The 23,748-nt window shown below is 40.4% G+C and carries 20 protein-coding genes and 1 pseudogene; 19 read left to right on the top strand and 2 right to left on the bottom strand.

The genetic code is table 11. The features are described 5' to 3' along the window. Window positions 1-2 precede the first annotated feature (2 nt). From CEF22_RS05840 to accA, 4 genes are all read left to right on the top strand, one after another. On the top strand, window positions 3-1,241 hold the full coding sequence (locus tag CEF22_RS05840; RefSeq protein WP_100402117.1) for an NADP-dependent malic enzyme: 1,239 nt from the start codon (window positions 3-5) through the stop codon (window positions 1,239-1,241). 4 nt (window positions 1,242-1,245) lie between these two features. Further along, complete coding sequence (locus CEF22_RS05845) at window positions 1,246-1,857, top strand: FadR/GntR family transcriptional regulator (protein ID WP_100402118.1); 612 nt, start codon at window positions 1,246-1,248, stop codon at window positions 1,855-1,857. 73 nt (window positions 1,858-1,930) lie between these two features. Next, on the top strand, window positions 1,931-2,803 hold the full coding sequence (accD, locus tag CEF22_RS05850; RefSeq protein WP_095477653.1) for an acetyl-CoA carboxylase, carboxyltransferase subunit beta: 873 nt from the start codon (window positions 1,931-1,933) through the stop codon (window positions 2,801-2,803). Continuing rightward, complete coding sequence (gene accA / locus CEF22_RS05855) at window positions 2,800-3,753, top strand: acetyl-CoA carboxylase carboxyl transferase subunit alpha (protein ID WP_100402119.1); 954 nt, start codon at window positions 2,800-2,802, stop codon at window positions 3,751-3,753. The genes accD and accA overlap by 4 nt, the downstream gene beginning before the upstream one ends. A gap of 145 nt (window positions 3,754-3,898) precedes the next feature. On the opposite strand, the gene CEF22_RS05860 is transcribed toward accA, so the two are convergent. Continuing rightward, window positions 3,899-5,257, bottom strand: a complete 1,359-nt coding sequence (locus CEF22_RS05860) for an IS1182 family transposase (RefSeq protein WP_100402120.1) — start codon at window positions 5,255-5,257, stop codon at window positions 3,899-3,901. Between the two features lie 297 nt (window positions 5,258-5,554). Between CEF22_RS05860 and pfkA the strand changes: the two genes are divergently transcribed. The 3 genes from pfkA to CEF22_RS05875 all read left to right on the top strand — a co-directional run bounded on the left by pfkA (window position 5,555) and on the right by CEF22_RS05875 (window position 8,792). Continuing rightward, window positions 5,555-6,514, top strand: a complete 960-nt coding sequence (gene pfkA, locus CEF22_RS05865; RefSeq protein ID WP_100402121.1) for a 6-phosphofructokinase — start codon at window positions 5,555-5,557, stop codon at window positions 6,512-6,514. 29 nt (window positions 6,515-6,543) lie between these two features. Continuing rightward, window positions 6,544-8,307 carry a pyruvate kinase gene (gene pyk, locus CEF22_RS05870; protein WP_100402122.1) on the top strand — a complete coding sequence of 588 codons (1,764 nt, stop codon included), beginning with the start codon at window positions 6,544-6,546 and terminating at the stop codon, window positions 8,305-8,307. Window positions 8,308-8,402: 95 nt separating this feature from the next. Continuing rightward, window positions 8,403-8,792, top strand: coding sequence for an FxsA family protein (locus CEF22_RS05875; RefSeq protein ID WP_100402123.1), 390 nt, complete (start codon window positions 8,403-8,405; stop codon window positions 8,790-8,792). A 27-nt stretch (window positions 8,793-8,819) separates the two neighbouring features. Here the strand turns inward: CEF22_RS05875 and ytvI are convergent, their stop codons facing one another. Next, window positions 8,820-9,950: a sporulation integral membrane protein YtvI gene (gene ytvI, locus CEF22_RS05880; RefSeq protein ID WP_100402124.1), complete on the bottom strand. Its 1,131-nt coding sequence runs from the start codon at window positions 9,948-9,950 to the stop codon at window positions 8,820-8,822. A gap of 100 nt (window positions 9,951-10,050) precedes the next feature. Between ytvI and CEF22_RS05885 the strand changes: the two genes are divergently transcribed. The 12 genes and pseudogenes from CEF22_RS05885 to CEF22_RS19090 form a co-directional block, all read left to right on the top strand. Continuing rightward, window positions 10,051-10,509: a DUF441 domain-containing protein gene (locus CEF22_RS05885; protein ID WP_100403927.1), complete on the top strand. Its 459-nt coding sequence runs from the start codon at window positions 10,051-10,053 to the stop codon at window positions 10,507-10,509. Between the two features lie 283 nt (window positions 10,510-10,792). Continuing rightward, window positions 10,793-11,908, top strand: coding sequence for a citrate synthase (gene citZ, locus CEF22_RS05890; RefSeq protein ID WP_100402125.1), 1,116 nt, complete (start codon window positions 10,793-10,795; stop codon window positions 11,906-11,908). 111 nt (window positions 11,909-12,019) lie between these two features. Next, a complete protein-coding gene (gene icd, locus CEF22_RS05895; RefSeq protein WP_100402126.1) occupies window positions 12,020-13,288 on the top strand; it encodes an NADP-dependent isocitrate dehydrogenase in 1,269 nt (422 codons plus the stop codon). A gap of 79 nt (window positions 13,289-13,367) precedes the next feature. Next, window positions 13,368-14,306 (top strand): malate dehydrogenase, encoded by a 939-nt coding sequence (gene mdh / locus CEF22_RS05900; RefSeq protein WP_100402127.1) that lies wholly within the window; start codon window positions 13,368-13,370, stop codon window positions 14,304-14,306. 152 nt (window positions 14,307-14,458) lie between these two features. Then, on the top strand, window positions 14,459-15,175 hold the full coding sequence (locus tag CEF22_RS05905) for a response regulator transcription factor (protein ID WP_100402128.1): 717 nt from the start codon (window positions 14,459-14,461) through the stop codon (window positions 15,173-15,175). Further along, a complete protein-coding gene (gene pnpS, locus CEF22_RS05910) occupies window positions 15,172-16,947 on the top strand; it encodes a two-component system histidine kinase PnpS (protein WP_100402129.1) in 1,776 nt (591 codons plus the stop codon). The genes CEF22_RS05905 and pnpS overlap by 4 nt, the downstream gene beginning before the upstream one ends. 242 nt (window positions 16,948-17,189) lie before the next feature. Continuing rightward, entirely contained in the window at window positions 17,190-19,814 is a 2,625-nt protein-coding gene (gene polA, locus CEF22_RS05915) for a DNA polymerase I (protein WP_157843178.1), read from the top strand. Window positions 19,815-19,832: 18 nt separating this feature from the next. Next, the gene (mutM, locus tag CEF22_RS05920) at window positions 19,833-20,666 is read left to right on the top strand and encodes a DNA-formamidopyrimidine glycosylase (protein ID WP_100402131.1); all 834 of its coding nucleotides are present in this window, start codon (window positions 19,833-19,835) and stop codon (window positions 20,664-20,666) included. Between the two features lie 59 nt (window positions 20,667-20,725). Continuing rightward, the gene (gene ytaF, locus CEF22_RS05925) at window positions 20,726-21,358 is read left to right on the top strand and encodes a sporulation membrane protein YtaF (protein WP_100402132.1); all 633 of its coding nucleotides are present in this window, start codon (window positions 20,726-20,728) and stop codon (window positions 21,356-21,358) included. 13 nt (window positions 21,359-21,371) lie between these two features. Beyond that, the gene (gene coaE, locus CEF22_RS05930) at window positions 21,372-21,974 is read left to right on the top strand and encodes a dephospho-CoA kinase (RefSeq protein WP_100402133.1); all 603 of its coding nucleotides are present in this window, start codon (window positions 21,372-21,374) and stop codon (window positions 21,972-21,974) included. Between the two features lie 209 nt (window positions 21,975-22,183). Further along, window positions 22,184-23,212 carry a glyceraldehyde-3-phosphate dehydrogenase gene (locus tag CEF22_RS05935; protein WP_094834372.1) on the top strand — a complete coding sequence of 343 codons (1,029 nt, stop codon included), beginning with the start codon at window positions 22,184-22,186 and terminating at the stop codon, window positions 23,210-23,212. Window positions 23,213-23,684: 472 nt separating this feature from the next. Continuing rightward, a pseudogene (locus CEF22_RS19090) lies at window positions 23,685-23,748 on the top strand (adenosylmethionine decarboxylase); the annotation flags it as partial.

A 23,748-nucleotide genomic window follows, 5' to 3' on the forward strand; every position in this document is an offset into this window, starting at 1 on the left:
AAGTGTCAATTAGAGAAGAAGCACTACATATGCATAAAGTCAACCAAGGAAAATTGTCTACGGGTATTAAAACAGAGGTGAAAAACGCGAAGGATTTAAGTCTTGCTTATTCACCTGGTGTTGCTGAGCCTTGTAAAGAAATTTACGAAAAACCAGAAATGGTTTACGATTATACAATAAAAGGTAATACTGTAGCTGTCGTATCTGATGGAACAGCTGTGCTAGGACTAGGGGATATTGGTCCGGAAGCGGCTATGCCGGTAATGGAAGGAAAAGCGGTTTTATTTAAAAGCTTTGCGGGCGTCGATGCTTTTCCAATCTGCTTAAATACAACGGACGTGGATAAAATCGTTGAAACTGTGAAGTTAATGGAGCCAACATTTGGCGGGGTTAACTTAGAGGATATTGCAGCGCCAAACTGTTTTGAAATTGAGGAACGTTTGAAGAAGGAAGCGAACATTCCTGTGTTTCATGATGATCAGCACGGGACAGCAATTGTGACAGTAGCGGGCTTAATCAATGCGTTAAAACTGACCGGCAAAAGAATGACTGATATTAAAGTAGTTGCTAACGGTGCAGGAGCAGCAGGCATTGCCATTATTAAATTACTAGTTAGCTACGGTGTAAATAATATTATTATGTGCGATTCTCGTGGCGCGATTTATGAAGGGCGCCCAGAAGGCATGAACCCTGTCAAGGAAGAAGTAGCTAAATATACAAATAGAAATCGTGAAGCAGGAACATTAGAAGACATCATCAAAGGGGCAGACGTCTTTATTGGGGTGTCAGTCGCAGGGGCGTTAACAAAAGAAATGGTTCAAATGATGAATACAGATCCAATTATTTTTGCGATGGCGAATCCAACGCCTGAAATTATGCCGGATGAAGCGAAAGCAGCTGGAGCGAAAGTGGTTGGAACTGGACGTTCTGATTTTCCAAATCAAGTCAATAACGTGTTGGCCTTCCCAGGCATTTTCCGAGGAGCGCTCGATGTACGTGCTACTCATATTAATGAAAAGATGAAACAAGCAGCCGTAGAAGCGATTGCTAATTTAATTTCTGAATCGGAATTAAACGCTGATTGTGTCATCCCAGGTCCGTTCGATCCAAGAGTAGCACCAGCAGTGGCAGCAGCGGTAGCGAAGGCGGCGATGGAAACAGGTGTTGCTCGTGTGAAAGCTGATCCAGAAGAAATTAGAGAGCGGACAATTCAGTTGTCGATGATTGGAAAAGGAGAATAACGAAGTGGAGATCGCTCGTTCTCATTCCAAGTTTGAAAAGGTAGTCGAGCAAATTCGGCACATCATTTTGGAAGATGGCTTGCTCCCAGGTGATAAGCTTCCTTCTGAAAGAGAACTATCTGAGCGTTTATCTGTTGCTCGGTCTTCTGTCCGAGAAGCACTTAGAGCGCTTGAGCTGCTTGGGCTGATCGAAACGAGGCGCGGAGAAGGAACCTTTCTCCGCGACTTTCGCGATCATCAGTTACTTGAACTTCTTAGCACGTTTATTTTACAAAATGATGAGAAGAAGCAAGGTGTCATCCAGACGAAGGAAATAATCGAGTTCGGTTGTTTATCTTTTGTAATTCAACATAGCCATCTAGAAGAAGAACTATCGATGATTGCAGAGGAAATGAAGGCGCTCGATTATACAGAAACGGATTTCTTTTCTGCAATGATGAAACTGTGTGAGAATGAATTATTGAGAAAGATTTGGACGATTGTTTCCGATTATGAGGCTTCGTTTTATTCATTAGATCGAATGGTTAATAATAAGTCTCGTTTTTTTCACTTAATTGAACAATTAAAAACAAAAAATATGCAAGCTATATTTGAAGCATACAAGCAGCTTAGTTAAAAACATCTAATACTAATAGAAGTAGAAGTCTCAACTAAACGAGTTGAAAACCTTTACAGGGGGAGGAAACATGTTGATTAAAGACTTATTTCATAAGCAAAAGCCCAAGAAGAAAAAGTATGCGACGATTCCTTCTGCAGCGAGCAAGCAAGATGTTCCGGAAGGGATTATGCAAAAGTGTCCTAAGTGTAAAAAAATCATGTATACGAAGGAACTAAAGAAAAATATGCATGTTTGCCTGCAATGTGACTATCATTATGGGATGAATGCTTTTGAGCGTCGAGATATTTTTATCGATGAGGGAACGTTTAAAGAGTTAGATGAAAACTTACGCTCCACTAACCCACTTGATTTTCCGGATTATATGGAAAAAGTCGAGAAGGACCGTGAAAAAACGAAGTTGAACGAAGCGATTTTGACTGGGACAGGCCAAGTCGATGGGAATGATGTTGTCGTAGCGATTATGGATTCAAATTTCCGTATGGGAAGTATGGGATCGGTCGTTGGCGAGAAAATTACGAGAGCGATTGAAGAAGCAGGTCGTCTGAATGTACCATTCATTATTTTTACCGCATCTGGAGGAGCTAGAATGCAAGAAGGCGTGTTGTCGTTAATGCAAATGGTAAAAACGAGCGTCGCGTTAAAGCGCTTTAGCGATCAGGGTGGATTAATTATTTCAATTATGACGCATCCAACAACGGGTGGTGTATCGGCAAGCTTTGCTTCATTAGGAGATTACAATTTTGCAGAGCCTGGTGCGCTCATTGGATTTGCTGGACGTCGTATTATTGAACAAACGATCCGTGAAGAACTTCCAGAGGATTTTCAAACGGCTGAGTTTCTATTAAAGCATGGTCAGTTAGATGCAGTGCTACATCGCCATGAAATGAAGGAGAAAATTGGCCTATTATTAGATATACATCAACCGGGTGGTGAACTGGCATGATAGGATTAGAATTTGAAAAGCCGGTGTTGGAGTTAAAGGAGAAAATTGCCGAATTGAAAGAATTCACCTCTACGTCAGATGTTGATTTGACAGAGGAAATTGAAAAGCTTGAAGAGCGGCTACGCAAGCTAGAGAAAGATATTTATGAAAGCATGCGACCGTGGGATCGAGTTCAAATGGCACGTCATCCAGAACGACCGACGACGCTTGATTATATTGATCATTTGTTTACCGATTTTATGGAGTTACATGGTGATCGTTTATTTGGTGATGATGCTGCTATTGTCGGCGGAGTGGCGAAATATCGCGGGCTTCCAGTTACCGTAATTGGTCATCAGCGCGGTCGTGACACGAAGGAAAACATTCGCCGTACATTTGGGATGCCACATCCGGAAGGTTACCGCAAAGCACTTCGTCTCATGAATCAAGCGGTGAAATTTAAACGCCCGATCATCTGTTTAATTGATACGAAAGGTGCCTATCCTGGGAAAGCAGCAGAAGAACGTGGACAAAGTGAAGCTATTGCCAAAAATTTATTTGAAATGGCGGGCATGGATGTTCCTGTCATTTGTATCGTTATCGGAGAAGGTGGAAGTGGTGGAGCATTAGCTCTTGGTGTAGGTGATCGTTTATTTATGCTTGAAAATTCCACTTATTCCGTTATTTCTCCAGAGGGAGCCGCTGCTTTATTATGGAAAGATGCGACTCAAGCGAAGCGAGCAGCCGAGTCAATGAAGATTACCGCTGGTGATTTAAAAGAGCTTGGGGTTATTGATAGTATTATTCCAGAAGTAAGTGGAGGGGCTCATCGCGACGTTAAGCAGCAAGCGGAATTTATCGATGCTACACTAAAGGAAGCTTTAGTGGATTTATTAAAACAATCGCCGGAACAACTTTTACAACAACGCTACGAAAAATACAAAAAAATCGGTGCCTATTTGCAAGAATAGAACGAAAAAGAACAAGCTACCTATATAGGGCTTGTTCAGTTTGTAGACAAAAGGGATTCGGAATGCTCTCATTCCGAATCCCTTTTGAATTTTTATTAGATTTGAAGCCCATAGAGAGAAGAACAGACCTCTTCGAGACCGTTTCTTAGGCTGTTTCTGGACCTTGCCAAGTCCAGCTTGCCAGCTTCTTCAAATTCATGGAAGCGAAAGTAAGCATCGCTTGCATCGACAATTTTTTAAGTCCCCTTAACGTTGTCCAACGCATGCCATGCTTTTCTTTTGCATCTGCGAATACACGCTCAACGGTTTCTTTGCGTTTCGCATAGATTGGTTTAACCTCTTGGTGATGGCGCAGATGTTCCGCCTCTTCCACGTATTCTTGCCAAATATGACGTGTCACCACTTTTTGATGATCTTTACTGGCTGTACAGCGCTCTAAGAAAGGGCACGTCGCACAAATATGCTTGGGCGATTTATACTCACGATAGCCCTCTTTATTCGTGGTCGAATAGTTCAACACTTCACCTGCCGGGCAAAGATAACAATCAAAGTATTCATCGTACACATATTCATGCTTTCGGAAGAACCCTTCTTTCGTACGTGGGCGTGTGTAAGGTAAGGCAGGTGTGATGTCATTTTTCAATAAGTAACTTGTAATCGCTGGTGTTTTGTATGCGGCATCTGCGGCCACAGCTTCAGGCTTCCCTACTTTTTCAATCACTTTCTCTACCAATGGCTCTAACATCTGACTGTCGTGTGTATTTCCAGGCGTCACCATCGTGCCGAGTACAAAACCTTTGCGATCCGTAGCTGCGTGAAAGGAGTAGGCGAACTGTTTCGTACGTTCGTCTTTCACATAGTAGCCACTCTCTGGATCAGTCGTGCTTTCTTTGATTTCTTTGGATTCTTCTTTATCAAACTTGTCCGGTGGAAACGGCTTTTTTCCATGGTCTTCACGATCTTGATTAATCTCTTCTTGGAGGCGTTCTTGATACGCTCTTGTTTCTTTGCGAACCACTTTCTTTTCGAATTTGCGCTTATTCGCACTCGCCTTCACATGAGTAGAATCCACAAAAACGTGTTCGGCACTGATTAACTTCTTCTCCGCAGCTACCTTTAATATACGATAGAAAATTTGTTCAAACAGGTCGGTATCTTTAAAACGACGCTCATAATTTTTCCCGAACGTAGAGAAGTGTGGCACTTTATCATGAAAGCCGTAACCTAAGAACCAGCGATAAGCCATGTTCGTTTCCACTTCTTCAATTGTTTTACGCATCGAGCGAATCCCGAAGGTGTATTGAATGAATGTCAGCTTCACCAAAATCACTGGATCAATGCTCGGACGACCTACTTCTGAATACATATCCTTCACTAAGTCATAAATAAAAGAGAAATCAATCGCGGCCTCAATTTTACGAACTAAATGATTTTCCGGCACTAATTGATCGAGAGCGATCATTTCTATTTGATCTCGTTGAATAGGATTATGTTTCGAAAGCATGGTCCTCACCTCAAAATTTATATTACTTCCATTTTATATTAAAAAAGACTGTAGGCAAACTCCATAAAATCGAGTTTGTCTACAGTCTGAACAAGCTACCTATATAGGGCTTGTTCTCTTTTTTTAGTTTGTTTTTCATCATTCAAACGAAAGAAAACGCTTCCAACTTTAAAAATTTATTATTTATTTGTAAAGCTATCGTTCAGCATTGTTAAGGTCAGACCTTTCTGTTATTTTAAAATAGATAAGAGAACTTTTGCATGACAATTACATAAAAATCGTTATGAGGTGATCAATGTGAAGCGTATCGGAGTGTTAACGAGCGGTGGTGATGCACCAGGTATGAATGCCGCTGTACGTGCGGTTGTCCGGAAAGCGATTTATCAAGGAGTAGAAGTGTATGGTATTTATCAAGGATATCAAGGCTTAATGACAGGTCAGATCCAAAAGTTAGAGGTGGGATCGGTCGGTGATATTATTCATCGAGGTGGTACGATGCTTCGTTCAGCAAGATGCCCAGAATTCGTGACAAAAGAAGGGCAGATGAAAGGGCTACAGCAATTACAAGCGCTCGGTATTGAAGGATTAATTGTGATTGGTGGAGATGGTTCTTATCGGGGAGCGAAAGCACTAACAGAGCTTGGTTTTCCTTGTGTTGGCGTGCCTGGTACGATCGATAATGATATTCCAGGAACGGACTTTACGATCGGCTTTGATACCGCATTAAATACAGTGATTGATGTTATCGATAAAATTAGGGATACGGCTAGTTCACATGAGCGTACCTTTGTGGTAGAAGTAATGGGACGAAATGCTGGTGATTTAGCGCTTTGGGCTGGACTATCGGCAGGAGCAGAAACGATTTTGATTCCTGAAGATCCATTTGATATGGCTTCCATTAAAGAGCGTTTACTGAAAGGTCATGAGCGTGGGAAGAGACATAGTATTATTATCGTTGCTGAAGGCGTGATGAGTGGAAATGAGTTTGCGAAGAGATTAGAAGAAGAGACCCAATTTGATACGCGGGTATCAGTTCTCGGTCATATGCAGCGAGGAGGATCTCCGACAGCTGTTGATCGCATGCTGGCTAGCCGTCTTGGCGCTAGAGCGGTAGAATTACTCATCGAAGGAAAAGGTGGGCGAACAGTCGGGATTGAGAAAAATCGATTAGTCGACTACGATATTAGTGAAGCATTAGCGATGCCTCATCAACTCGATTTAGATATTTATCGTTTATCTAAGGAATTATCCATTTAAGAAGCACCTAACTTTAGGAGGATACAAAAATGAGAAAGACAAAGATTGTGTGTACGATTGGTCCGGCAAGTGAAAGCTTAGACATGTTGACAAGTTTAATGGAAGCAGGGATGAATGTCGCTCGGTTAAATTTCTCTCACGGAAATCATGAGGAGCACGCGTTACGTATTCAAACGATTCGAAAAGCGGCAGAGATGACTGGGAAGTCCATAGGTATCTTATTAGATACGAAAGGACCAGAAATCCGAACGCATAATATGGAAAACGAATCGATTGAATTAGTTGCAGGTAGCGATGTTGTAGTTTCTATGACAGAAGTTCTTGGTACGCCGGAAAAATTTTCTGTGACGTATAGCGGGCTAATCAATGATGTAACGAATGGTAGCAAAATTTTATTGGATGATGGATTAATTGCTCTAGAAGTCGTTGGAATTGACCCACATAAAAATGAAATTCAGACAAAGGTATTAAATAGCGGTACATTGAAAAATAAAAAAGGCGTGAACGTACCAGGTGTATCGGTCAACCTTCCTGGAATCACTGAAAAAGACGCGGAAGATATCGAATTTGGTATTCGTCAAGACATTGATTTTATCGCAGCTTCTTTCGTTCGTCGTCCATCCGATGTGTTAGAAATTCGTGAGTTGCTTGAAAAACATGGCGCGGATCATATTCAAATCATTCCGAAAATCGAGAATCAAGAAGGTGTAGATAACATCGATAGCATTCTTGAAGTATCCGATGGCTTGATGGTGGCACGTGGAGACTTAGGTGTAGAAATTCCAGCAGAAGAAGTGCCGCTTGTGCAGAAGAATTTAATTTTAAAATGTAATGTGCTTGGAAAGCCGGTCATTACAGCGACACAAATGCTTGATTCGATGCAACGCAACCCTCGCCCGACACGCGCGGAAGCAAGTGACGTGGCCAATGCGATTTTCGATGGAACAGATGCGATTATGTTGTCAGGAGAAACAGCTGCAGGAATGTATCCAGTCGAAGCGGTAAAAACGATGCATAACATCGCTGATCGCACAGAAACGGCGCTTAATTACTCGGATATTTTGACTAGCCGTAGCAAATTAAGCAACCGTCGTACAATGACAGATGCAATTGGACAATCAGTTGCTCATACGTCAAATAATCTCGATGTGAAAGCAATTGTAACACCGACTGAAAGCGGTCATACCGCACGAATGATTTCGCGTTACCGCTCAAAAGCACCAATTGTGGCGGTTACTTCGAATGAACGCATCTCTCGAAGCCTCTCGCTCGTTTGGGGAGTTTTTTCAAAGATCGGGCCAACTGTGAAAACAACGGATGACATGCTTGAGTTAGCGGTGCAACAAAGCTTGACAACGGGTCTTGTTGAACATGGCGATTTAATCGTGATCACAGCTGGTGTTCCTGTAGGTGAATCCGGTACAACGAACTTAATGAAAATCCATATCGTTGGCGATGTTCTCATGAAGGGGCAAGGAATTGGTCGCAAATCTGCTTATGGTAAAGTGGCTGTCGCAAAAAATGCTGCTGAAGCTTTTGAAAAAGTAGAAGAAGGCTCTATTTTAGTGACGCTCGGTACAGACAAAGAAATGGTACAGGTGATCGAAAAATGTGCGGCTATTATCACCGAAGAAGGTGGTCTAACAAGTCATGCTGCGGTTGTGGGCATCAATTTAGGAATCCCAGTGATTGTTGGTGTGGAAAAGGCTGTTTCCATGTTAAATGATGGACAAGAAATTACAGTCGATGCTGCTCGTGGAATTATTTACAACGGTCATGCGAACGTACTATAAGTAACAATGGATGTTTCAAGCTGTTTTTTTTCTCTTTTTTTCAGCTGCATGATATAATAAAGGTCAGATTTCATTAAAAAAAGGAGAATGATTCATTGAGAATAATCATTCCAATTTTCATTATTGTGCCAGCTATAGAGCTTAGTGTTTTAATGTATTCAAGCAAGCTGTGGGGCATTTTACCGACGTTTTTGTTGATTTTAGCAACCGGCTTTTTAGGGGCGTATTTAGCCAAGAAGCAAGGATTGCAAGCGGTTGAAAAATTGAAAGCGGACATGCAAATGGGTCAGTACATGGGGGATGCTGTCTTAGATGGCGTTTGTATATTAGTGGGAGGGCTCCTGTTATTAACTCCCGGATTCATGACAGATACGCTTGGCTTTTTATTGCTATTCCCAGCTACGAGGAAATATTTTAAGCCACTTCTGTACAAAATATTTCGTCGCTTATTCCAAGGCGGTAGCAACATCATTATTATGAAATAAAAAAACGTCAGCACTTATGCTGACGTTTTATTTTTGTGCTGTTGGAGTGTCTTTCCCCATAATATATTGCCAAAGGTCAGAAAATACACCAGCGCTTCGTAGTGAGTTGAGAATCACTAATGTCACAGGTCCTAAAATCAGTCCGAAAAAGCCAACAAGCTTAAAACCGATGAATAAAGCGATTAAGGTGGCAAGGGGGTCTAAGCCGATGCTAGATGACAAAATCTTTGGCTCCATAATTTGACGCTGAACAACAACGATCGTATACAGAATCGTCAACCCGATGGCAAGACCAGGATCTCCTGCAATAAATTCATAAATAATCCAGGGAACGAATATAGCCCCTGTTCCTAAGTAAGGAAGGACGTCAACGAGACCGGTAATTAAAGCGAGTGTGATTGCATAGTTGACTTTCAATATGAGAAAACCTATTAATACGATGACAGTCGTGATCGAAACGAGCGTCATCGTTGCTTTTACATAGCCAAACAGTGCTTGCTTCAGTGAAGAGAATACTCGAATGATGCTGAAGGACGCTTTATTTGGTAAAAAGGTAGAAAAATGCTGTTGTAGCCGTTCCCAGTCCTTGCTAATGAAAAAGGCGGCAAGAAAAGAGAAGATGATCACCGTCGCAAAATTAGGAATCCAAGAGATTAAATTAGGTAGCTTCAAAAAGAAGTTTTGCAAAAAGTCTCCCGCAGTAGAAGCGAATGTTTCGCTAGCATTTTTGATGTTCGTTAAAATGGTCTCTTGCTGACCCGTTCCTAAAGATTGGAACATACCGGATATTCGTTCGTAAAAAGGAATGATTTGAGACGTAAACAATTCTTCAAAATACTTTACCATCGTGTTGATATGGTTTGGTACGACGTTTGCGAAATAGTTCGCACCTGATACAATTTCCGCAATGAGTAATGTGATGATACCAGCAAACAGCGCGATTATGGTGATAATCGATGTCACCACAGCTGCAGGACGCGGAAATTTCGCCTTGTTTTCTAAAAAACGGATAAACGGTTTCATTAAAAAGGCGATAGCAAATCCTATAATAAAAGGATAAGTTACTTTTGCGATATAATATAAAGCAACAAACAGTAAGACAGTGGATACAACGACAATGAAAAATCTGACGAGTCGATCCCTGTTGACCGGATTCATTCACACACCTCCATTAATCAGCAAATGTTTGTACTTATTGTAACGGTTTGGTTGCTTGAAGAAAAGAATAAAGCTTATATAGGAAGAGAAAGGAATGCTTATGTTGCAGTCTTATTTATTTTTATTATTACTGTTGTTTATTAGCGTCATTGCTAAGAATCAATCACTTCTAATCGCTATCTCTGTTTTACTAGCGATGAAAGTCATTGGTATCGATGAAAAGTTTTTTTCTATGTTTCAATCAAAAGGAATCAATTGGGGGGTGACGATTATTACCATCGCTGTGTTAGCTCCAATTGCGACAGGTGAGATTGGGTTTAAGGAGCTACAAGAAGCACTCAAATCGCCGTATGCTTGGATTGCGCTTATTTCAGGGATGGCAGTTGCCTTATTAGGCAAACAAGGAATCACTTTACTCGCGGAGGACCCTCATCTTACAACTGCTCTTGTGTTAGGGACGATTGCAGCGGTAGCGTTGTTTAATGGGGTAGCCGTTGGTCCGGTTATCGGAGCGGGGATTGCATATGTAGCAATGAAAATATTTGAAATATTTCAATAGATATTTATGCATTTTAAATGTATAATGTTACGTAAATAAATAATTTTTCAGTATAACATGAAAAAAACTTTAGTTTTATTGGCAAAACAAAATATTTTTGACTATTTTTCGACGCTTTCGATTCACAAAACATAGATAGTTGTTTATAATAGGAAATGAAAGCGCAACCTTTTACCAATTCTATTATGACTTTTGCTTCGTAGTTACTGAGCAAGCGCTCAATAATGTGGTGGTTTGAAAAAAGGTCTATGGGGAAATTTAAAGGCGAAGGAGAGAAAAACCTATGACTACAACTCGTGGATTAGAAGGAGTAGTTGCAACAACGTCATCAGTTAGTTCAATTATTGATGATACTCTTACATATGCAGGCTATAACATTGATGACTTAGCAGAGAATGCAAGCTTTGAAGAAGTTATTTATTTGCTTTGGCACCGCCGTCTTCCTACACAAGCTGAACTAGATGAATTAAAGCAACAATTAGCGGATAATTATGATATTCCTCAAGAAGTATTTAACCACTTTAAAATGTATCCTATCGATAAAGTCCATCCGATGGCAGCGTTACGTACTGCGATCTCTTTATTAGGTTTATATGATGATGAAGCAGATGTGATGACAGATGAGGCTAATTATCGAAAAGCCGTTCGCCTTCAAGCGAAAATTTCTACGCTCGTTACAGCTTTTGCACGCATTCGTAAAGGGCAAGAGCCGGTTGCTCCGCGCAAGGATTTAGGGTTAGCTGCAAACTTCTTGTACATGCTATCTGGTAAAGAGCCAGAAGCGATCGAAGTAGAAGCGTTTGATAAAGCGCTTGTATTGCATGCGGATCATGAATTAAACGCATCAACATTTACAGCTCGTGTCTGTGTAGCGACGTTATCAGATGTGTATTCTGGTGTGACTGCAGCGATCAGTGCATTGAAAGGGCCTCTTCATGGTGGCGCGAACGAGCAAGTAATGAAAATGCTTTCTGAAATTGGTTCAGTAGATAACGTAGAACCATATATCTTAAATAAATTAAATAATAAAGAAAAAATTATGGGGTTTGGCCATCGTGTCTACCGTCAAGGTGATCCGCGTGCAAAACATTTGCGCAAAATGTCTAAAAAATTGACAGAGATTACTGGCGAACCACAATGGTACGAAATGTCTATGCAAATTGAAGAATTAGTGACATCTCAAAAAAATCTGCCGCCAAACGTAGACTTTTATTCTGCGTCTGTGTATCACAGCTTAGGAATTGAGCATGATTTATTTACGCCAATCTTCGCTGTAAGCCGTGTGTCCGGCTGGTTAGCACATATTTTAGAGCAATATTCTAATAACCGTTTAATCCGTCCTCGCGCGGAGTATACTGGTCCAGATATGCAAAAATTTGTACCAATTAATGAACGTTAATAATTCTGATATTTACAAAATGAATAAAAATTGTTGTAATATAAAGGTAAGTACAAAGGCTAGACTGTCTGTGCATCTAGCCTTTGATTCTGGAATTGGAGGTATTGTAAGATGACTCAAGGCGAAAAAATTACTGTACAAAATGGTGTGTTAAGCGTACCAAATCATCCGATTGTTCCATTTATCGAAGGGGACGGAATTGGTCCTGATATTTGGGCGGCAGCTTCTCGTGTGTTAGATGCAGCTGTTGAAAAAGCTTACAATGGTGAAAAGAAAATCGAGTGGAAAGAAGTATATGCTGGAGAGAAAGCTTTCGATAGAACTGGTGAGTGGCTTCCAGCAGCAACTTTAGACGTAATTCGTGAATACTTAATTGCAATTAAAGGTCCTTTAACAACTCCAATTGGCGGTGGAATTCGTTCACTAAATGTGGCATTACGCCAAGAACTGGATTTATTTGTATGTCTTCGTCCGGTACGTTACTTCGATGGAGTTCCTTCACCGATCAAACGTCCAGAAGATACTGATATGGTAATTTTCCGTGAAAATACAGAAGATATTTATGCGGGTATTGAGTACGCTGAAGGTTCAGATGAAGTGAAGAAATTATTAGCATTCCTTCAAAATGAAATGGGCGTAAATAAAATCCGTTTCCCTGAAACATCAGGTCTTGGAATTAAGCCGGTTTCTAAAGAAGGTACAACTCGTCTAGTTCGCTCAGCAATCAACTATGCGATTAAAGAAGGTCGTAAATCCGTTACTTTAGTACATAAAGGTAACATCATGAAATTCACTGAAGGTGCTTTTAAAAATTGGGGCTATGAGCTAGCTGAAAAAGAATTTGGCGATCAAGTATTTACTTGGGCACAATACGATCAAATTAAAGAAGAGCAAGGAGCAGAAGCGGCGAACAAAGCACAAGCGGCTGCGGAAGCGGCTGGAAAAATCATCGTAAAAGATTCAATTGCTGATATTTTCCTTCAACAAATTTTAACTCGTCCGAAAGAGTTTGATGTCGTTGCGACAATGAACTTGAACGGAGACTATATCTCTGACGCTCTTGCTGCTCAAGTTGGTGGTATCGGTATCGCTCCTGGAGCAAACATTAACTACGAAACTGGACATGCTATTTTTGAAGCAACTCACGGTACAGCTCCTAAATATGCAGGTTTGGATAAAGTAAACCCTTCATCTGTTCTTTTATCAGGTGTATTATTGCTTGAGCATTTAGGTTGGAATGAAGCAGCTCAAATGATTACAAAATCTGTAGAGAAAACAATTGCTTCTAAAGTCGTTACTTATGATTTTGCTCGCCTAATGGAAGGTGCAACTGAAGTTAAAACTTCCGAATTTGCTGATGAACTAATCAAAAACCTATAATCATTGATTGATCCAAGGCGACCTTTTAAATGGTCGCCTTGGCACTACATATTGATAATTTTTAAGGGGGCACTTAAAAATGAGTTTGCAACGTAAAAAGATTTCTGTTATTGGTGCAGGTTTCACTGGTGCAACAACGGCTTTCTTACTTGCTCAAAAAGAGCTTGGAGATATCGTGTTGGTTGATATTCCACAAGCCGACGGTCCAACAAAAGGAAAAGCGCTGGACATGCTTGAGGCAAGCCCAGTTCAAGGTTTCGATGCAAACATCATTGGTACTTCTAACTACGTAGATACGAAAGACTCCGACATCGTCATCATCACTGCTGGTATTGCTCGTAAGCCAGGCATGAGCCGCGATGACTTAGTGCAAACAAACCAAAAAGTAATGAAAGCCGTCACGGGTGAAATCGTGAAAAATTCCCCAAACTGTACAATCCTTGTGTTAACAAACCCAGTAGATGCAATGACGTATACAGTTTATAAAGAGTCTGGCTTTCCTAAAAATCGCGTAATTGGACAATCGGGTGTACTAGATACAGCTCGCTTCCGTACATTTGTAGCCCAAGAATTAAACCTTTCAGTGAAAGATGTGACCGGCTTCGTTCTAGGTGGCCATGGAGATGACATGGTACCACTTGTACGTTACTCTTATGCTGGGGGTATTCCCTTAGAAACATTAATTCCAAAAGATCGTTTAGATGCAATTGTAGAACGTACACGTAAAGGTGGCGGTGAAATTGTAGCCCTTTTAGGTAATGGTTCTGCTTACTATGCTCCAGCTGCTGCCCTTGTTGAAATGGCTGAAGCAATTCTTAAAGACCAACGTCGCGTCATTCCTTCCATCGCTTACTTAGAAGGCGAATATGGATTTGATGGCATTTACCTTGGTGTACCAACCATCCTTGGTAAAGGCGGTATCGAACAAATCATCGAGCTTGAATTAACAGAAGATGAAAAAGCAGCACTTGCTAAATCTGCTGACTCCGTTCGTAACGTAATGGAAGTACTTGCTTAATTTGAAAGAAATGAGAAGGGGATGTCTTGCTTATGGAGACATCTCCTTTTTTTGAGTGAACAGTTGGCTCCTCTTTTCTTCTCCTTTCTTAAATGAAGCAAATTATATATAATAGATTAGGAATAGTTACTATTTCATTTGAGGAGGACGGCATGGCAAAGACGATTTTAGTTGTTGACGATGAGCAATCTATCGTCACATTAATTAAATATAATTTGGAGCAAGCTGGTTATCAAGTTCTTACTGCTTTTGATGGGCGAGAGGGGCTTGAGAAAGCAATAGAGGAAAGTCCAGATTTAATGATTCTTGATTGGATGCTTCCAGGTATGGATGGGATGGAAGTATGTAAAGAGTTAAGACAGAGAAAAGTTAGTACGCCTATTTTGATGCTCACGGCAAAGGATGAGGAATTTGATAAGGTGCTGGGGCTAGAACTAGGGGCTGATGATTATATGACTAAGCCATTTAGTCCTAGAGAATTACTTGCGCGAGTGAAAGCGATTTTACGTCGACTTCAGCATTTAACGAAAGAAGAAGAAGTCGTTGAAAGTGAAGATCGCTATTTTGAAGTGTCTGAGCTAAGAATATTTCCAGATCAATATGAAGCTTATTTTCTAGAGGATTTGCTTGAATTGACACCGAAGGAATTTGAATTACTGCTTTATTTGGTGGAAAATAAAGGGCGAGTATTGACTCGTGATCAGTTATTGAGTGCCGTCTGGAAATATGATTTTGCTGGGGATACGCGAATTGTTGATGTCCACATTAGTCATTTGCGAGAAAAAATTGAAAAAAATACGAGAAAGCCACAGTACATAAAGACGATCAGGGGGCTTGGCTATAAGCTTGAGGAGCCAAAAACTTCATGATCAAGCTTCGCACCCGATTAGTACTAGGGCTGACTTTTCTTGTGTTTCTCGTTCTCATCGCTCTAGGTTTCGTTTTAAGTGAGATGTTTAAAACGTATAATTTAGAAACATTCAATGAACGTCTGGGGAAAGAGACGGTTCTTTTAGCGGATCAAATTAGCCGAGAAGGCGGTATTTCTCAAGTAACGGAGGAACGAGTGAAGGGATGGAGTGAACAGTTGAAGGTTCGTGTTTCTATTATAGATCCTTCTGGTGATTTGCTCCTTGACAGCGAAATGTATGATTCAACAAAGAAGTCTGAGTATCAGAAATTAGTGCAGCGCATTGCTAATTTAGAAGCACCGAAAAATTATCAAGAGGCGTTAGCGATTAAATATGACGAGCAATTCCATTGGCGCGCAATTCATAATGATGAAGGAGTCATGGAAGGGATAGTGATCCTTAATACAAAGGTCAATGATCTGACGGATGTGTATAAGCAGATTTGGATGATTTTACTCATTTCTATTGGTGCGGCACTTTTATTAATTGTTTTATTAGGAATGAAAATTACTAATCGTTATACAAAGCCGATTGAATCAGTTACGAAAGTAGCGATCGAATTGGCAAAAGGAAATTATCGTGCGAGAACGTATGATACACCGACGAATGAAGTTGGAATGTTGAACACTTCTATTAATATACTTGCCCGAAACCTTCAAGAAATGATGCAGGCACAGGAAGTTCACCAAAATCGATTAACTACTTTAATTGAAAATATGGAGAATGGTTTACTGCTCATTGATGATCGTGGATTTATTATCGTTGTCAATAAATCGTTTAAAAAATTCTTTCACGTGAAAAATGAACGATTGATTAAAAGAAGGTATTATGAAGCGATTCAATATAAAGAAGTGATTGAGATTATTGAAGAAGTGTTTATGACCGAGGAAAATGTACGTAAGCAAATCTTGCTTTCCCTTGGCATTGAGCGTAAGCATTTTGAAATTTCAGGTGCGCCGATCATCGGAACGAATGATGAGTGGAAAGGAATATTGATCGTTTTTCATGATATTACGGAAATAAAAAAATTAGAGCAGATGAGAAAAGACTTTGTTGCGAATGTCTCTCATGAATTAAAGACACCGATCACTTCAATTAAGGGCTTTACCGAGACGTTATTGGACGGAGCGATGAGGGATCCAGAAGCGTTGTCGATGTTTTTAAATATTATTTTAAAAGAAAGTGAACGAATGCAAACACTAGTGATGGATTTGTTAGATTTATCTAAAATTGAACAAAATGGAATCGTATTAAATTTGAAGCCGGTGCGAGTGGATGAAGTAATTGAAGAGATTCTTCCTACTCTTGAAAATCGTATGGAAGATAAGCGAATTTCATTAACATTAAATATGGAGAGTAATCTTGAAATCCTAGGTGATTTATATCGTTTGAAGCAAGTATTTATTAACTTAATTAACAATGCTATATTATATACCCAAGAGGAAGGGGCCATTCATATAACTGCTTTTGATAAAGGCTCTTATGTTGAAGTGCAAGTATCCGATAATGGTATCGGAATGGAAGCGGAAGAGGTTCCGCGAATTTTCGAAAGGTTTTATCGCGTAGATAAAGCAAGAAGCCGCAATTCAGGTGGAACAGGTCTAGGGTTAGCGATTGTTAAGCATATATTAGAAGCGCATGATGGAAAAATTTCTGTGCAAAGTAAAGTAAATGAAGGTACCTCTTTCATCGTTAAGTTGAAAAAGCAGCCTGAAGTTGAAGGGGATTGACTGTAGGTTCACTTTATTTACAAAATATTAATGTAGAGTTTACACTTACTTTATAAATAGAGATTATAATGTAATTTATCAACCCCCTTTATCCAAAAGCTGTCCTTTGGAGGGGCTTTATGCCCCTCGCTTTTTTATAGTGGGATGATACAAGGCCGTTATTTTCTTTTTTTATTCTAGACATGTTAGAATAAGAAGGAAAATAGCGGCTTTTTATGTTGTTATACAAGGAGGAGACGAGATTGGAGAAAAAAATCGTTTTAATTGATGGAAATAGTGTAGCCTATCGGGCGTTTTTTGCTCTTCCTTTATTAAACAATGATAAGGGAATACATACAAATGCAGTTTATGGATTTACGATGATGTTAATGAAAATTTTACAAGAAGAGCAGCCTACTCATATACTTGTGGCTTTTGATGCCGGGAAAACGACTTTTCGGCATGAAACGTATCAAGAGTATAAAGGGGGACGGCAAAAAACTCCTCCTGAGCTATCGGAGCAATTCCCGTATTTACGTGAACTATTAAATGGTTATCATATCCCATACTTTGAATTAGAAAACTATGAAGCGGATGACATTATCGGGACCTTGTCATTGCAGGCAGAACAAGATGGCTTCCAAGTAAAGATTTTTTCTGGGGATAAAGATTTAACTCAATTAAGCTCAGAGGCTACAACGGTTTGTATTACTCGAAAAGGTATCACAGATATCGAAGTGTACACACCTGATCATATTCAAGAAAAATATGGCCTTACACCAGAACAGATTATTGATATGAAGGGATTAATGGGCGATTCTTCCGATAATATTCCGGGTGTGCCAGGAGTGGGAGAGAAAACAGCGATTAAGCTATTAAAGCAATTTGCATCTGTTGAACAATTACTTAACTCGATTGATGATGTCAGCGGCAAGAAGTTAAAAGAAAAGCTAGAGGAGCATAAAGACTTGGCTTTAATGAGTAAGCAGCTAGCGACCATTTTGCGAGAAGTACCGATGGATGTTTCATTAGATAGCTTACAATATGAAGGGCCAGACAATGATCAAGTATATGAGCTGTTCAAAGATCTTGGCTTTAATTCATTGCTTGATAAATTAGATCGACCAGCGAATGAAGCAGCGTCCCATGAATCTGTGGACTTTGACAAGGTGACCGAGATAAATGAACAGTTGTTTAACAATCAATCTTCATTTTATTTGGAAATGATTACTGATAATTATCATCGTGCAGAGATCGCTGGATTTGGTCTAGCAACGGAAGATGGACTTTCTTACATACCTGCTGAAGTCGCGTTGGCTTCCCCTGCTTTTAAAGCATGGGTAGAAAGTGAAGAACAGAAAAAATCCGTGTTTGATGCGAAACGGACGGTAATCGGTTTAAGACGTTATGGGATTGAGCTAAAAGGAATTGATTTCGATTTACTGTTAGCTTCCTATTTAATTAACCCATCCGAATCACCAGAGGATTTTTCGGCAGTGGCGAAACTGCATGGGTTCGGAACGATTCAGTCTGATGAAGCGGTGTATGGTAAAGGGGCAAAGCTTAAGTTGCCTGAAGAAGAAGTGTACGCTGAACATATTGCTTCCAAAGCGGCAGCGTTAGCACAATTAAAAGAAACTTGTTTGCAGGAGTTGGAAGACAATCAGCAACTCGAGCTATTTTATGAATTGGAGTTACCTTTAGCCCTGATCTTAGCTGATATGGAATCAGAAGGAGTGCAGGTCGATGTCGATCGTTTGAAACAAATGGGAGAAGATCTGAAAAATCAGTTGTCTATCATTGAACAAACGATTTATCAGTTGGCCGGCACAGAGTTTAACATTAATTCACCAAAGCAGCTCGGTGTTGTTTTATTTGAAAAGCTAGGTTTACCTCCGATTAAGAAAACGAAAACGGGCTATTCTACTTCGGCTGATGTGCTAGAAAAGCTAGCTCCATCTCATGAAGTGGTAGAGCATATTCTTCATTATCGTCAGCTTGGGAAACTGCAATCGACGTATATTGAAGGTTTGTTGAAAGTAGTAAGTGACTCAAATAAAATTCATACTCGTTTTAACCAAGCGTTGACGCAAACAGGTCGACTCAGTTCAACAGAACCAAATCTGCAAAACATCCCCATTCGATTAGAAGAGGGAAGAAAAATTCGTCAAGCTTTTGTACCGACCAATAGTGACTCGGTTATTTTTGCGGCGGATTATTCACAAATTGAACTAAGGGTACTCGCTCATATTGCTAAGGATGAAAAATTAATCGAAGCCTTTCGTCAAGGACTAGATATTCATACAGCGACAGCGATGGATGTGTTTCATGTGGCGAAAGAAGAAGTCGATGGAAATATGCGCCGCCAAGCGAAAGCGGTCAACTTTGGGATTGTGTATGGGATTAGTGATTATGGTTTATCACAAAATTTGGGCATTACTAGAAAAGAAGCGGCGGATTTTATTGAACGTTATTTAACGACGTATCCAGGTGTGAAAGAATATATGGATGCCATTATTCGTGAGGCAAAGGAAAAAGGCTATGTTACGACGTTGTTACAAAGAAGACGTTATATTTCTGAAATTACAAGCCGAAATTTCAACTTACGCAGCTTTGGAGAACGAACAGCGATGAACACTCCAATCCAAGGAAGTGCGGCTGACATTATTAAAAAAGCGATGATTGATGTAGCAGAGCGATTAGAAAAAGAACAGCTACAGTCGAAATTACTTTTACAAGTACACGATGAATTGATTTTCGAAGTGCCAAAAGAAGAGATCGACATCATGAGTAAACTTGTGCCAGAAGTGATGGAGCAGGCTGTTCCGTTAGAAGTGCCGCTCAAGGTCGACTTTTCTTACGGTGCTACTTGGTATGATGCGAAATAATAAAGGAGGGAAAATGAGTTGCCGGAGCTTCCAGAGGTAGAAACGGTCCGGCGCACGCTCACACAGCTGGTTGTCGGAAAGACGATTCAGGAAGTGGAGGTTCGCTGGGCAAACATCATTAAAAAACCCGAACAGGCGGAGCAATTTGCAGATGCGCTTGTCGGGGAAACGATTCATGACGTATTAAGAAGAGGGAAATTCCTAATTTTTATCCTCGATCATTATTCGCTCGTTTCGCATTTGCGGATGGAAGGGAAATATCGCCTCCATGAAAAAGGTGAGGAGGAAGAGCCGCATACGCACGTTTTATTTACATTTACAGATGGAACACAATTGCGTTATCGCGATGTGCGTAAATTTGGAACGATGCACTTATTTGCGAAAGGGGAGGAACACCGTGTACTCCCGCTCTCGCAGCTAGGTCCTGAACCTTTTTCTGAAGAATTTACCTTAGAGTACGTGAAGTCGAAGTTGAATAAAACAGAGAGAATGATCAAGGCTGTGTTGCTTGATCAAAAAGTGTTTGTTGGACTTGGAAATATTTATGTTGATGAAGCGTTATTTCGGGCGAGGATTCATCCAGAACGAACAGCGCGCTCGCTTGTAGAGGATGAAATCGTTATACTTCATCGAGAAATTGTCGCCACACTGAAGGAGGCGGTTGATCAAGGTGGAAGCACGATTCGTTCTTACGTCAACAGCCAAGGACAGATGGGGATGTTTCAGCAAAAGCTGTTTGTGTATGGGAAAAAAGGAGAGCCTTGTCATACATGTGGAATGGCCATTGAAAAAATGAAAGTAGCCGGTCGAGGCACGCATATTTGTTCAAACTGTCAGACGCTCCATCAATGAACCTTCTCGTTGCTCCTTCATATACTATCGTAATCATTCGATAGGGGAGGAGCTGCCTGATGAGTGCGTACCTTTCATTGTATATGCTCGCTGTAGCCGTTAGTTTAGATAGTTTTAGTGCTGGGCTTGCTTATGGGCTGAAGCGGTTAAAGCTTCCGATGAAGTCTTCAATTGTTTTGTCTCTTTGTTCAGCAGGGTCTTTACTTGTGGCGATGATGACCGGACATATATTAAGTCGATTCATTTCAGAGCAAACAGCTAGTCAAATTGGCGGATTTATTTTAATTGGTCTTGGTGCTTGGGTGCTTTGGCAATTCTTCCGTGCGGATCATAAAAGTGATCAATTGGAAGATCAGCCTCTTGTCTACTTAGAATTTAAACGCCTTGGCATTGTGATTCAAATTTTAAAAAGTCCAGCAGCGGCCGACCTCGATAAGTCAGGAACGATTTCGGGAATGGAAGCCGTCCTGCTTGGACTCGCATTATCGTTGGATTCATTTGGAGCCGGAATTGGAGCTGCTTTGCTTGGATTCTCTCCCTTCATTTTAGCCGCTTCTGTCGCTGGGATGAATTTCTTGTTTGTGACGAGCGGGCTGTGGTGCGGAAGGAAATTTGCTAACGTGCAATGGATACAACGTGTAGCGTTTTTGCCAGGCATTTTATTAATCATATTAGGTACGTTTAAAATGTGAAAGGTGGAAGTAAATGGTTAATATAATTGGGCTAACGGGCGGAATCGCTAGTGGCAAAAGTACAGTGAGCCAAATATTGGAAGGTAAGGGTTTTACGATCGTGGATGCGGATGTAGCGGCACGTGCAGTTGTGGAGCCCGGCCAGCCAGCGTTAACACAAATTATTGAGACATTTGGAGAAGGTATTTTACAAGAAGATGGCTCGCTTGACCGCCTGAAACTCGGGAAACGTATTTTTAACAATGAAGCTGAACGGAAAAAGCTGAATGGCATCGTGCATCCAGCTGTCCGTCAGTTTATGCTTGCTGAAAAAGAAGCCGCTATCGAAGCGGGGAAGAAAACGATCATTATGGATATTCCTTTATTATTTGAAAGCCAATTAACATGGATGGTTGAAAAAGTGATTGTCGTGTATGTAAATGAAGATACTCAACTACATAGGTTAATGGCTCGTAATGATTTTGATGAAGCAACAGCTAAATCTCGAATCAGTTCTCAGCTTAGCCTCGATGATAAAGCCGCTCAAGCTGATGTGGTCATTAACAATAATGGAACGTTGGAAGAAACGAAAGAGCAGCTGGAACAGATTTTAATCGATTGGCACCTGCAGCCTTAAACCGTCCTTTTTATAGGGCGGTTTTTGTTTTTGAAAAAATTAAATAGAAACTTCAAATTCTTGCACAAATACCGCTTGTCTTTTCTGAATAGTTAAATTTCTTATTTTGGCGATTTAAAGGTTCCATTAAAAATTAATTATGTTATACTAATTACAGCAAAAAAAACAATTAAGTATATAACATTTATGGATATAGGAGGAACCGGTATATGAAGGCGAAAGTAGCAATTAACGGATTTGGCCGTATCGGAAGAATGGTATTTCGTAAAGCGATTCTAGAGGAAGGTTTGGATATTGTAGCTGTGAATGCAAGCTACCCTCCAGAGACTCTTGCTCATTTAATTAAATATGATACAAACCATGGCAAGTTTGAAGGCGAAGTAACAACTGAAGAGAATGCATTAGTTGTCAACGGTAAGCGTATTCAATTATTAAGCAGCCGTGACCCACTAGAGCTTCCTTGGAAAGATCTTGGCATCGACATCGTAATTGAAGCAACAGGTAAATTCAATGCTCGCGATAAAGCGGCCCTTCACCTTCAAGCAGGAGCGAAGAAAGTCATTTTAACAGCACCTGGTAAAAATGAAGATGTGACAATCGTTATGGGTGTAAATGATGAAGCGTTAAACATTGTGGAACATGATGTCATTTCTAATGCTTCTTGTACAACAAACTGCCTAGCTCCAGTAGCGAAAGTATTAAATGAGAAATTCGGCATTGAGAATGGTTTAATGACAACTGTTCATGCTTATACAAATGACCAAAAGAATATCGACAATCCACATAAAGATTTACGTCGTGCTCGTGCATGTGCGCAATCGATTATTCCGACTTCAACTGGAGCGGCGAAAGCATTGTCACTTGTTCTTCCTGAATTAAAGGGTAAACTTCATGGTATGGCGTTACGCGTGCCAACTTCTAACGTCTCTCTTGTTGACCTTGTTGTTGACTTAAAGCGTGAAGTAACGGTAGAAGAAGTAAACGAAGCATTTATCGAAGCAGCTCAAGGTGAACTTAAAGGAATCCTTGATTTCACAACAGAACCGTTAGTATCTATCGACTTCAATACAAATCCGCATTCTTCTATTATAGATGGACTTTCTACGATCGTAATGGAAGGAACAAAAGTGAAAGTTCTTTCTTGGTATGACAACGAGTGGGGCTATTCTTGCCGCGTTGTTGACTTAGTGAACTATGTAGCGGAAGAGATGAAAAAAAAAGCTGAAGTAACGGCTTAATTCCATCAAAATTTAAGTAGGCTTGAGATATTTACTCAAGCCTACTTTGTTGTGCTTGAAAATGATAAAGTGAAACTTCAATCAGTGGAGGTTTTCTTCATCCTCCACTGATTGTTAGTTGAACCAATCGGGCATTTACGGGCTGTTGATCCCCCACCTACAGATCTGCACTTCTTCTGCCATGTTGAGGTGGGGGTCTTACAGCCCGTTAATGAGGGGTAAATCGTCAGTTAGCGGCTATACTATAAAAGCGGCCGTTCGAATCTTTCGTCCGCATCCCCCTTGCATAATAATAAAAAAACTTTCAAAATGGCTGTTGCAAATTTGAACAGATCAAAGTATACTAATTTTCGTGAAACAAAATAGCTACTTAAAGGGTTAGGACCTCTTCGGACTAACTTTCCCCCGTGGTAGTTATCACTTTTACAAAAGCCTATGGTGAAAAAAATCATTGTAAAAGGGGGAAACGATCATGGAAACAATGGGTCGTCATGTAATTTCAGAACTATGGGGATGTAACTTAGAAAAATTAAATG

This window comes from Bacillus sp. FJAT-42315 (assembly GCF_002797375.1).
Lineage (GTDB): Bacteria > Bacillota > Bacilli > Bacillales > Domibacillaceae > Bacillus_CE.